The sequence below is a fragment of the Bacillus sp. FJAT-49711 genome (assembly GCF_018343715.1).
In the GTDB taxonomy this organism is placed as follows: Bacteria; Bacillota; Bacilli; order Bacillales; family Bacillaceae_C; genus Lederbergia.
Genome location: NZ_JAGYPL010000002.1, coordinates 758,303 through 770,491, shown reverse-complemented (window position 1 = coordinate 770,491; position 12,189 = coordinate 758,303). Strand labels below are relative to the sequence as shown.

Genomic DNA, 12,189 nt, shown 5'->3' with positions numbered 1-12,189 from the left:
AACGATTCCACTTATGCCAGTTCTGCTCCACCATCTTGAAGTCCCCCATGGGATTCACCATATCCTCCTTCAAGCATGCCTTATCGGTTATCTGTGTTCATCGCAGGTTACTGAATGCCAAGATGTTGCTCTCTCTTAATTGTTCAGCCCTTCCCATTCTTCTCGAGTTCGAATGGTACTATGGCCTCTGCTGACTTCTGATTGTTCAGCTATCCATCACTGGATAGGTTACCAAGTGAACTTGGCGTTCCAATCAGACCTCCCCAGGTAAGAACGTAGTCTTTCCCTCCACCTATCTGCTTCATTTACTACATACAACCTTCGGCAGAAAGGGCTTTGTTCTGTACTGCAAACTCACCCAATCGTAAATAGCCTAATATGAAGTTCGTGTTCCTCAGACCGGAGGTTTGCCGCTCGCTTCCTTCAGATTCCACGTCACCGTGGACACCCTTGCGTTAAGCTAACTGCTACTTCTGCCTTCGCAGTTCGGGACTTGCACCCTATAGACTACGCCCATGCTGGGCGCACAGCAAAAAAGACGGCCATATAAGTGGTCCGTCTCCATAAATTTACTTATTCTAGTTCTAATTCAGTATCAGACCCGGTATCTTCAGTCCCTGTATCTTCCGTGTCCTTTACATTTTCTGATCCCTCTCCGGATTCGATTTGTCCAGAGATTTTGGAATCATCCACTTCTACTTCTGATAATACAGTGAGTGATTGTCCAAAATAAGTTTGTGGGTTCAGTGCTTGGTCGTCTTTTCTGATTTCAAAATGCACATGGTTCTTTGCAGCCATATTTAATTGGCTTGTGCTTGAAGTGGCGAGTACATCACCTTGTTTTACTGAATCGCCTGATTTAACTTTCATATCTTTGACAGACTGATAAATGGTTACGATTCCTTTTTCGTGTTCCACTTCAATGACGTTTCCAAGTAATGCATCTTGGCGAACTGAAGCAACTTTTCCGCTTAGAGCAGCTACTACTTCAAACTCTTTTCCATCTTTGTTGGCAATATCAAGGCCCGTATTTGGACGATATTTATTACCATCTACTATAAGTGCTGCTTCCTGGTCTTCCTCTGATGCATTTGCATCGAAAAATCCTGTTTTAATGACTACCTCATCATCATTCTTTACCGGCATAACGACATTTTCAAAAGACTGGTTTACCTCGACAACTGGCTCTTCATTATTTTTTCCAGTTAAGTCTTTGCCGTTTTCTGCGACATTTGGCTCTTTTACAGAATTATTACCTGCCTGATACCAAACAATCGTAGAAATGAGCAAGGCCGCAGCCACAAGGTATACTGCAGGAAATACCCAGCGCTTTTTGAAAAAAGTTTTCCATTGAGAAGATCGATTCTTTTCTTCCTCTCTCATTTTCATCACCTCTGTCACCATTCTGAACAGAAAGCGAGAATAATATACTTCGAAAAATGATTTTATCCACTTATTTTTTCGACAAAAGCGAAATATTATACATTTTTATTGAAAAATATAAAAAAAATGGCTGAATCCATAAAACGGATTCAGCTATAAGCTATTTTAGCGCTAATTTTTGATTACCTATTTTCTCTACATCAGATATTGTAATACCTTGATAGTAGTGTGTAACAATATCTTTATACTTTTTACCCTCTTGGGCCATCCCATTTGCTCCGTATTGACTCATGCCTACCCCATGGCCAAATCCTTTTGTGGAGATGATAATCGAGTCTCCTTTTCGTATCCACTTGAAATCTGTAGATCTAAGATCAAGTTTCTCTCGCACTTCTCTTCCTGTAAAATCTTTGCCATTAATATTAACGGTGGCGACTTTTTTTCCAGGAGTTCGGCCCGTTACTGTTCCAATATCTTTTCCGTTTCCTATTTTGACACCTAACTTATTTTCAAATTCAGAGATCGTTAATACTTTCTGACTATTAAACTTTGGCGATTTGCTATCCCAAGGACTTTCTACACTCTTTAAATAAGGGATTTGATTTTTCCAATAATCCTCCGCATTTTCTGTGTATCCATTGCTCGTTGAGAAGAACGAGGCTGTAATGGGCTTTTCATTATATGTTAAAATTTGTCCCGCGGTAGCCTTTACAGCATCTGCCACTTTTTTATATTTCCAATCATAGTCTTTTCCCCATTGTTTTTTTAACTCGGCTTTATTTTTATAGACTTGGTGATCTACCGTGTCTTTAATATTGGCTCCTTCCGGAATATCTTCATTATCCGAAGAGCTTATTAGATGGCTCACAATATAAGTCCGGGCTGCAAGCGCCTGAGCTTTTAAAGCCTCTAATTCAAATTCGGCTGGCATTTCCGAAGCCACTACTCCAATGACGTACTCTTCTAGCGGGAGCTTTTCAATTTTTTTCGTATTTGTTCGGAAAACAGCTACTTCGGTAGAAGACTCATTCTTCATTTGCTTTGACTGGACCTCCTCTTGCTCAGCCAGAGCTCCGTCCGATTTATCATTTGTAGAAGGCAGAACGAGGATAGCTGGAATAATGAACGATAATGCTAGTAAAATGGCTGCCAAGACGAATGCTGGTTTTAATTGTTTCATGCCTAATCCCCCAATACAAAATTAAGGCGATGACCCCATCACCTGATTCTAAATATATGGAAATGGACAAGCAATTATGACTCGGTTTGTAGATTCTTCTTGATTGTAGCTTGTTGGGACGGGATTTCGAATGTGCCTAGAGTATTTGAAAAAATTACAATAATTCGCAGAGAGACTTTTCCAATAGAGCAATGTTGATGGACAAACTCGCGGCAGGCACGATAGATTTGTCCATCATAGAAGCCTTGTTTGACAAACTTGCCTCAGGAACGACAGATTTGTCCAGCACAGCTGCCTTGTTGGACAAACTTGCTTCAGAAACGAAGAATTTGTCCAGCATAACTGCCTTGTTTGACAAACTTGCTACAGGAACGACAGATTTGTCCAGCATAGAAGCCTTGTTGGACAAACTGAACTAGGAAACGAAAAATTTGTCCAGCACAGCAAGCCTTATCTTTTTTTGACAAAAAATCAAGTGAAAGCTGGATTTCAGTTCGAATCCGGTACCTTATCGGGAAAAAGTGAATTTCTGTCCGAAACGATAAACTTATTCGTTATGGATCGTAGTATTCTTCCCTTTAACTTACCAAAACATATTAAAAAATCCGCCACATCTATACATTGGCGGATTTTTTGGAAGATATTATGAATTTGATTCTACAATTGTTTTTTCCACGGATGGTGTCTCGCTCAGATCTTTCACACGTTCAATGTCTGCTCCGAGGGAACGGAGTTTAAGGTGGAAGTCTAAGTATCCGCGGTCAAGATGTTTTAGTTCTGTAACGCGGGTATAGCCATCTGCTTTTAGGCCAGCAATAATCAATGCTGCAGCTGCGCGTAAATCGGTTGCGGCTACTTCAGCACCTTGGAGTTGGCTCGGTCCGTTAACAATAACAGAGCGACCTTCAATTTTAATATCAGAGTTCATTCTGCGAAATTCCTCTGCATGCATATAGCGATTTTCAAAAACAGTTTCAGTGATGATGCTCGTTCCTTCTGCACAAACGAGGAGAGCCATCATTTGTGATTGCATATCCGTCGGAAAGCCAGGGTGGGGCATTGTTTTGATGTCAACAGCCTTTAATTTGTCAGGTCCGATGACACGAACTCCATTTGCTTCCTCGATGACAGTTACATTCATTTCTTCCAGCTTCGCAATAACAGACGACAAATGTTCAGGGACTGCACCCTGCACTAGTACATTGCCGCCAGTAATGGCAGCTGCAACCATGAATGTGCCTGCTTCAATTCGATCTGGAATGATTGTATGGTCAGCTCCATACAATTTCTCTACTCCCTCAATACGAATTGTTCCTGTTCCAGCTCCTCTTACAAAAGCACCCATGCTGTTTAAATAATTGGCAAGGTCAACGATTTCCGGCTCTTTTGCACAGTTTTCTATCACTGTAGAACCTTCCGCTAAAACTGCCGCCATCATAATATTTTGGGTTGCACCGACACTCGGGAAGTCTAAATAAATTTTAGCTCCTCTAAGTTTATCGGCCGTTGCTTCAATGAAGCCATTCTCTACTTTTACTTTTGCTCCCATTGCTTCAAAACCTTTTAAATGAAGGTCGATGGGACGAGATCCAATTGCACAGCCACCTGGTAAAGCAACACGCGCTCTGCCCTGTCTAGCTAGCAAAGAGCCCATTACGAGTACGGAAGCCCTCATTTTACGCACATACTCAAAAGGTGCTTCTATATTAAGATTCTCTGATGCATCCACAATAATGGTTTTATCCACAAATTTAACGCTGGCATTTAAATGGCGCAGCACTTCCCCTATTGTATATACATCGGAGAGAATTGGTACATCTCGTATGATGCTCTTTCCTTCACTCGCTAATAATGATGCAGCGATCACAGGCAATACGGCATTTTTTGCTCCTTCAACTTTAACAGTGCCGCTCAGCCTTTTTCCGCCGCGGACGATGATTTTTTCCAAGAGTATTCCCCTCCGCGTCCATATTCTTTATATTAATATTCAATCGTTAAGATGGGTGTGCCGACCACAAAGGTAGTTCCGGGACCCATTTCATTTTTCCTGAGGCCAATTTGCATATTCATTTGTTTGTTTGTAAAAGATAAGGTTTGGGCAAAAAGAGAGGAAAATGCTGACATGGAGTAAAATTCCTGTTCTTTAACGGATTCAACTTCTGATGCATGAAGTGAATGTAAAAATCCATCCAAAGAATGATCAACAAATTCATTCAGTTCCTCACTGAATTCGCCTTTTATACAAGAGAATAAAATAGGATTTCCATCGAAAAGGTTCAAAACTGTTTTTTCTGCTCTATCGTTTATGAACTTAACATGTTTTGAATCCCAATTTTCACCCTTTGCTTCGTACACTATGTACGAGGACGAATGTCTATTATTGTCAGTTGATAAAATTTGTATCGTTTCACTAAATATTCCATGATCCCTCTTGCCAATTAAGGAGTCCGATCGATCAGACCACTCCATATCTGGGAACAGTTCTTTTAGCTCATTTATTTTTGACAACCTTTCTTCCACAGTGGGAAGATAGACGGATTCTCTTGCATATAAAGACCATTCAATGATGTTGCCTTGGTGTTTCTCTATCGTTTGGGCCAAGTTTTGAAGATCAGTGGATTCCGGTGCTGCTATGGTGTTATTCCCAACTAAAGCAAATATAAAACCAAACAAAATTGTAACTTGAGATAAAATGGAAAAAAATTTATTATTCATGATCCTTCCCCCCTTAGTAACATTGTTTCCACTACGGGGAAAGAAATACTTGAAGAATAACGTCAACAACAGACTTTAATAGACTTTTTACGTCGACAAATTTCGCCTCACCACTTCAAATAATATACAAAAGTCGACATAATGAAAACAGGTAAAAGGTCCCATTCTATATTAAAAGTCTATTACATTTTGCTTAGTTTTTTTCAAAAAAATTAAATTTGGAGTACGACTATGAAGTATTTTTTAGAAATTGGGGGAATTCCTTTATCTAAAAAGTGCTTTATCTTTTGTGTTATTAAAATAGAAGTTGAAGCTGTCTAGACCAATTTAAATAGTCTAAAAAAAAGTTACTTGCTATTGAGCCAATTACAACAGTCAATAATATATATAGCAGGCGTGCTTGAAATACCCTATTTGCCCTAATAAGTTTTTCAAAATTTAATGCTTGTAATGCAAAAAACGCTATTCCGATAAAAAATAAATGTGAGAATATGTTGATCAAAGCCTGCTGCCCTAGATCTTCTAGCATCTTTAATCACCTCTGTCCCTAACTGAATCATACATATGAACACCTTCTGATCTTATAACCAGAAGGTGTTCGATTTTTGTCCGGCTCCTGCGCCTAGCTACTAGTGGATTTCTACTTCCCTTCCTACGATAAGTCAACATCAATTCGTCCCTACAGACTTCATCATGTTTCCTTTATCTCGTCATGGAATACGAATTCCATACGTCGCTAAACAGGCGCTTTCGCTTTTCTTTGTCCAGCTGCTGCGCCTAGCGACTTGCAAACTTCTTGCCCCTCTCCCTACGATAAGTCAACATCGACTCGCCTTGCGGCTCGTCGTGTTTTCTTTATCTCAGTCGATGGTCCTGAAGTTTGTACGTCGCTAAACAGGCGCTTTCGCTTTTCTTACTTAATGATGTTTATATACATCAATACGATTCATGGCCCTTTTTAGTGCCAGTTCGGCTCGTCTAAAATCGATGTCATCTTGACTTCCTTGCAAGCGGCTTTCGGCACGTTTCTTTGCTTCTTCCGCTCGGGCAATGTCAATGTGTTCTGCCGTTTCAGCGGTTTGAGCTAGAATTGTTACTTTTTCAGGGCGGACTTCTAGAAATCCACCGCTAACTGCAACATATTCCGTTTCTGTGCCAGTGTTTAAGCGAACTGCACCAATTTGAAGTGGTGCCACCATAGGGATATGGCCTGGAAGGACTCCAAGTTCTCCCGATTCTGCTTTCGTGCTCACCATTTCTACTTCTGAGTCAAAGACTGGACCGTCGGGAGTGACAATACTTACATGCAATGTCTTCATTTCATACCCTCCTGGTCTCTGTTTATGCTTCTACGCCCATGTCTTGGGCTTTTTTCACTACATCTTCAATCGGACCTACAAGACGGAAAGCGTCTTCTGGAAGGTGGTCGTATTTTCCTTCAAGAATATCCTTAAATCCTTTTACAGTATCAGCAACTGGAACATAGGATCCCGGTTGGCCTGTAAATTGTTCTGCCACGTGGAAGTTTTGCGATAAGAAGAACTGGATGCGACGAGCACGTGCAACGACTAGTTTATCTTCATCGGAAAGTTCATCCATACCTAGAATCGCAATGATATCTTGCAACTCTCTGTAGCGTTGTAATGTTTGTTGTACAGAACGTGCAATTTCGTAATGCTCTTCTCCAACGATCTCTGGAGAAAGTGCTCTTGAAGTGGAAGCTAGTGGGTCCACCGCAGGGTAGATACCCATTTCTGAAAGCTTACGCTCAAGGTTCGTTGTTGCATCCAAGTGAGCGAATGTTGTCGCTGGCGCTGGGTCTGTATAGTCATCCGCAGGAACGTAAATCGCTTGGATCGATGTTACAGAACCAACGTTTGTCGATGTAATACGCTCTTGCAGCATACCCATTTCCGTAGCAAGTGTCGGCTGATAACCAACCGCTGAAGGCATACGTCCTAAAAGGGCTGATACTTCTGAACCTGCTTGTGTAAAACGGAAAATGTTGTCGATAAAGAAGAGAACGTCCTGTCCTTGCTCATCACGGAAGTATTCAGCCATTGTAAGACCAGTCAAAGCGACACGCATACGTGCACCTGGAGGCTCGTTCATTTGTCCGAATACCATTGCTGTTTTACTAATAACGCCTGAATCTTTCATCTCATAGTAAAGGTCGTTACCTTCACGTGTACGCTCTCCAACACCGGCAAATACGGAAATACCGCCGTGCTCTTGAGCGATGTTGTTGATCAATTCTTGGATTAAAACGGTTTTACCTACACCCGCACCACCAAAGAGACCGATTTTACCACCTTTGATGTAAGGAGCAAGCAAGTCAACAACTTTAATACCCGTTTCTAAAATTTCAACTTCTGTGGAAAGCTGTTCAAAGTTTGGTGCTTGGCGGTGAATGGAATCGCGGCGTACATCATCCGCTAATTTTTCATCAAGGTCGATGTTTTCACCTAATACGTTGAATACTCGTCCTAGTGTAATATCACCGACAGGAACGGAAATCGGAGCACCTGTATCAAGTACATCCATTCCACGTTGGACACCATCTGTAGAAGCCATCGCAATTGTACGGACAGTATCATCACCAAGGTGAAGAGCAACTTCCAACGTCAAATCGATGTTAACTTCTGAAGCTGTTTGCGCTACGTATGAAACTTTAAGCGCGTTATAAATTTCAGGGAGCTGGCCGTTGGCAAATTTCACGTCAACTACCGGTCCCATTACTTGTAGAACCTGTCCTTTGTTCATCATTTCCCCTCCTAGCTGGGTTATGGTCTTGCTTTTTTGAAGGCTGTTTTCGTATTTTTTTGTTTTGTAAAAGCAGGCTTTTACACCTAATATAGTGTTGCTAATGAAGCTGGCAGATCTTTTCTCCGTAAAATTTCGAACTTTAAAGTTCGAATATCAATGTGTATAAAATAGACAACAATGTTTGAGAAAAGAGCCTAGTCTTCTAAAAAAATAATTATTCTAGAGCTGCAACTCCACCCACAATTTCCGTGATTTCTTGAGTAATCATTGCTTGTCGTGCACGGTTAAAGGAGAGTGTTAAGCTGTCAATAAGTTCTCCTGCATTATCTGTCGCACTCTTCATCGCTGTCATACCTGCAGCATGTTCAGCTGCTTTGGCGTCAAGCAGCACGCCATAAATTAAACTTTCCGCATATTGAGGAAGCAAGACTTCAAGAATTGCTTCAGCAGAAGGCTCATATTCATAGGACATGAGTTTTGTTGTTGGTGCGATGTCAGTAAGTGGCAATACTTTCTTCTCGGTCACTTCCTGAGTGATGGCACTTACGTGGTGGTTGTAGTACATGTACAGTTCATCATACGTTTCGTCTGAGAACATTCCAACCGCTTTACTCGTAATTTCCATGATATCTATAAAAGATGGTTGATCTGGAAGTCCGTTGATTTCAAGTACAACGTTCATATTTCTTTTCAGGAAAAAGTCGCGTCCCATACGTCCTATTGCAATAATGGCGTACTCATCATCAGATTGATGGCGTTCGCGAATTTTTGTATAAACCGCACGCAATACGCTGCTGTTATATGCACCTTTTAGACCACGGTCTGCTGTAATTACGATATATCCAGTACGTTTCACCGGACGAGTAGCTAGCATTGGATGGCTTACATCCTTGCTGCCCATTGCTATACTTGCAGCAACTTCCTGGATCTTTTCCATGTAGGGAACGAATGCTTTTGCATTCATTTCAGCACGGCTCAGTTTTGCTGCAGACACCATTTGCATAGCTTTTGTAATTTGTCTCGTTTTCTTCGTCGAGTTGATGCGAGATTGGATTTCCCTTAAGGATGCCACTAATTCTCACCACCCTTTTTTCAAAGTAGAGCAGAAGCGGTGACCCGCCCTGCTGTTTATTTGCATTTCCTTGTCTAGCTCCAGTGCCTATCGACTAGCAAACTTCTTGCCCCTCTCCCTACGATAAGTCAACATCAGGTGAAATTTGAAGTGCCAATTTCACCAACTCGTTCCTCGTCGTGTTTCCTTTATCTCAGTCGATGGTCAAAGAAGGAACGTCGCCTAAATGCCGCCACGTCCTGTGGCGGCGTCGACGGACCCACATCCTGTGGGCCTGTACGTCGATGAGCAAGGCGCTTACGCTTTTCTTTACTTATTCACTTTTCGCAAAAGTTCTTTTAAATGTATTTAATGCATCGGCCATTTCTTCATCTGCTGGAAGAGCACCTGTTGTACGAATTTTTTCTAGTAATTCTGCACGGTTATGGTCGAGCCAAGTATAAAGTTCATCTTCGAAACGAAGGATGTCATGAATTTCGATATCGTCAAGGAAGCCTTGTGTCAATGCATATAAAATCATGACTTGCTTCTCTGCTTTAATTGGTTTGTTCAAATCTTGCTTCAATACTTCAACTGTACGTGCACCACGAGCAAGTTTCGCTTGTGTTGCTTTATCCAGGTCAGAACCAAATTGAGCAAATGATTCAAGTTCACGGAATGATGCAAGGTCGAGACGCAATGTACCTGCAACTTTTCTCATCGCTTTAATTTGTGCTGATCCACCAACACGGGATACAGATAATCCTGCGTTGATCGCTGGACGAACACCTGAGAAGAATAAATCAGATTGCAAGAAGATTTGTCCATCTGTAATTGAAATTACGTTCGTTGGAATGTATGCAGAAATGTCTCCTGCTTGTGTTTCAACGAATGGAAGTGCTGTTAAGGAACCGCCGCCTTTTGCGTCACTAAGTTTCGCAGCACGCTCAAGTAAGCGGGAGTGCAAGTAGAAAACATCCCCTGGATATGCTTCACGGCCCGGAGGACGACGCAATAGCAAGGACAGTTCACGGTATGCAGCAGCTTGTTTTGTTAAGTCATCATAAACAACAAGCACGTGTTTACCGTTGTACATAAATTCTTCACCCATTGTTACTCCTGTATATGGTGCAAGGAATAATAATGGTGCAGGTTGTGATGCAGAGGCACTTACTACGATTGTGTAATCTAAAGCACCATATCTACGAAGCGTTTCAACTGCCGCACGGACAGTAGATTCTTTTTGACCAATCGCGACGTATACACAAATCATGTTTTGGTCGGCTTGGTTTAAGATTGTATCGATTGCAACAGTTGTTTTACCTGTTTGACGGTCACCGATGATTAATTCACGTTGACCACGGCCGATTGGTACTAGTGCGTCAATCGCTTTAATTCCTGTTTGTAAAGGTTCATGAACGGATTTACGATCCATAACCCCTGGTGCAGGACTTTCGATTGGACGTGTTTTTGTTGTATTAATAGGACCAAGACCATCAATTGGCTGTCCAAGTGAATTCACGACGCGGCCAATTAATTCTTCACCAACAGGAACTTCCATAATACGTCCTGTACGGCGTACTTGGTCTCCTTCACGAATTTCAGTATATGGTCCAAGGATAATGATACCAACGTTGCTTTCTTCAAGGTTTTGTGCCATACCCATAACACCATTGGAGAATTCAACTAGTTCTCCTGACATGACATTGTCCAGTCCATAAGCGCGGGCAATTCCGTCCCCAACTTGGATAACTGTACCAACATCACTTACTTCCATATCAGACTGATAGTTTTCAATTTGCTTTTTTATCAGCGCACTGATTTCTTCAGCTTTGATGCTCATGAAATTCACCCCTCATAATCAAGTCTTTCCGTTTTTAAATCATGTTAACTTTTTGTTAACTGATCAATGTACGCTCAAGACGGTCAAGTTTCCCACGAAGACTTCCGTCGTAAATGCGGTTTTCAATTCGAATTTTTACACCACCAAGAATATTTGAATCCACAATATTCTCGATGTTTAAAGAACGTCTACCAACTCTAGGAGCAAATGAAGCGGAGATCCTTTCTGCTTCTTCTGCTGTTAGTGGTCGTGTCGAATATACAGTCGCTTCTGCCACTCCATTTTCTTCATTGGCAAGATCAATAAATGCCGTAGCTACATCTACAATGTCACTTTGGCGATGACGGTCGATAAGCAGCTGTAAGGTATGCGCGACGAATGGAGAAACATTCGAAAAAGTGTTTTGTAAAATATTCTTTTTCTCATGAAGAGATAAGTTTGGAGAGGTAAGTAATGTGATAAATCCTGGGTTTTCACTTACAGATTTTCTCACTACACGCAGTTCCTCTTCTATTTTTTGAATAAGATTATGTTCTTTAGCCAATTGGAAAAGAGCTAAAGCATAGCGTTCTGCGACAATGTTTTGACTCATCGCTATTCTCCTGCCCTTTGAATATAATCATTGATCAATTTTTGTTGATCTTCTTCTTTAAGTTCTTTCTCAATAACCTTAGACGCAATTAGAACAGATAAAGTTGCAACTTGTTCACGTAAAGCTGTAACTGCTTGCTCTTTTTGCTGTTCGATTTCAAGACGTGCAGATTCTTTTAGACGTTCCGCTTCTTCACGAGCCGTCTTGATGATGTCTTCACGTTGAATCTCTCCGTGTTTCTTAGAGTTTTCAATCATTGCTTGCGCTTCTATGCGAGCTTCTTTTAATAGTTCTTTTTGTTCTTCGAGCAATTTATTTGATTCGACGCGGCTATTTTCCGCTGCTTCGATTTCACTTGCTATATGCTCTTCACGTTGAATCATGATTCCCATTAATGGGCCCCATGCTACTTTTTTCAAAATAAACATCAACACCGCGAAAGCTGCGACGGTAAATAGGATATCTCCACCGTTAAATGTTCCGGCTGCAGCTCCAAGTGTAAGACTTTTCGTAAGCACGTTTGCTTCACTCCCTTCAAAAATGAAGGCGCAACTGGAATCATCGCGCCGAATAGATGTTTGAAGATACTGATTCTAGCTTTGACAGCATTTTACATTTCCAGACTAAACAAATGGCGAAGATTCCCAACTAGAGAGCTT

The 12,189-nt window shown here is 41.3% G+C and carries 12 protein-coding genes; 1 reads left to right on the top strand and 11 read right to left on the bottom strand.

All coding sequences use genetic code 11. From position 1 onward, the window contains the following. Positions 1-573: 573 nt before the first annotated feature. Complete coding sequence (gene spoIIQ, locus KHA96_RS11395) at positions 574-1,383, bottom strand: stage II sporulation protein SpoIIQ (RefSeq protein WP_213129405.1); 810 nt, start codon at positions 1,381-1,383, stop codon at positions 574-576. Positions 1,384-1,543: 160 nt separating this feature from the next. Next, positions 1,544-2,563 (bottom strand): stage II sporulation protein D, encoded by a 1,020-nt coding sequence (gene spoIID, locus KHA96_RS11390; protein WP_213129404.1) that lies wholly within the window; start codon positions 2,561-2,563, stop codon positions 1,544-1,546. A gap of 197 nt (positions 2,564-2,760) precedes the next feature. On the opposite strand from spoIID, the gene KHA96_RS11385 reads away from it, so the two are divergent. Next, on the top strand, positions 2,761-2,982 hold the full coding sequence (locus KHA96_RS11385; protein ID WP_213129403.1) for a hypothetical protein: 222 nt from the start codon (positions 2,761-2,763) through the stop codon (positions 2,980-2,982). 224 nt (positions 2,983-3,206) lie between these two features. Here the strand turns inward: KHA96_RS11385 and murA are convergent, their stop codons facing one another. The 9 genes from murA to atpF form a co-directional block, all read right to left on the bottom strand. Next, a complete protein-coding gene (gene murA / locus KHA96_RS11380; protein ID WP_213129402.1) occupies positions 3,207-4,511 on the bottom strand; it encodes a UDP-N-acetylglucosamine 1-carboxyvinyltransferase in 1,305 nt (434 codons plus the stop codon). A 32-nt stretch (positions 4,512-4,543) separates the two neighbouring features. Then, positions 4,544-5,278, bottom strand: coding sequence for a YwmB family TATA-box binding protein (locus KHA96_RS11375; RefSeq protein WP_213129401.1), 735 nt, complete (start codon positions 5,276-5,278; stop codon positions 4,544-4,546). Between the two features lie 295 nt (positions 5,279-5,573). After that, complete coding sequence (locus tag KHA96_RS11370) at positions 5,574-5,807, bottom strand: DUF1146 family protein (RefSeq protein ID WP_213129400.1); 234 nt, start codon at positions 5,805-5,807, stop codon at positions 5,574-5,576. A gap of 388 nt (positions 5,808-6,195) precedes the next feature. Then, positions 6,196-6,597, bottom strand: a complete 402-nt coding sequence (locus KHA96_RS11365) for a F0F1 ATP synthase subunit epsilon (protein ID WP_213129399.1) — start codon at positions 6,595-6,597, stop codon at positions 6,196-6,198. A 22-nt stretch (positions 6,598-6,619) separates the two neighbouring features. After that, positions 6,620-8,041: a F0F1 ATP synthase subunit beta gene (atpD, locus tag KHA96_RS11360; RefSeq protein ID WP_213129398.1), complete on the bottom strand. Its 1,422-nt coding sequence runs from the start codon at positions 8,039-8,041 to the stop codon at positions 6,620-6,622. A 217-nt stretch (positions 8,042-8,258) separates the two neighbouring features. Then, entirely contained in the window at positions 8,259-9,116 is an 858-nt protein-coding gene (locus KHA96_RS11355; protein WP_213129397.1) for a F0F1 ATP synthase subunit gamma, read from the bottom strand. Between the two features lie 313 nt (positions 9,117-9,429). Continuing rightward, positions 9,430-10,938, bottom strand: coding sequence for a F0F1 ATP synthase subunit alpha (atpA, locus tag KHA96_RS11350; RefSeq protein WP_213129396.1), 1,509 nt, complete (start codon positions 10,936-10,938; stop codon positions 9,430-9,432). A gap of 55 nt (positions 10,939-10,993) precedes the next feature. Further along, complete coding sequence (locus KHA96_RS11345; RefSeq protein WP_213129395.1) at positions 10,994-11,530, bottom strand: F0F1 ATP synthase subunit delta; 537 nt, start codon at positions 11,528-11,530, stop codon at positions 10,994-10,996. Between the two features lie 2 nt (positions 11,531-11,532). Then, the gene (gene atpF, locus KHA96_RS11340) at positions 11,533-12,048 is read right to left on the bottom strand and encodes a F0F1 ATP synthase subunit B (protein ID WP_213129394.1); all 516 of its coding nucleotides are present in this window, start codon (positions 12,046-12,048) and stop codon (positions 11,533-11,535) included. Between the last annotated feature and the right edge of the window lie 141 nt (positions 12,049-12,189).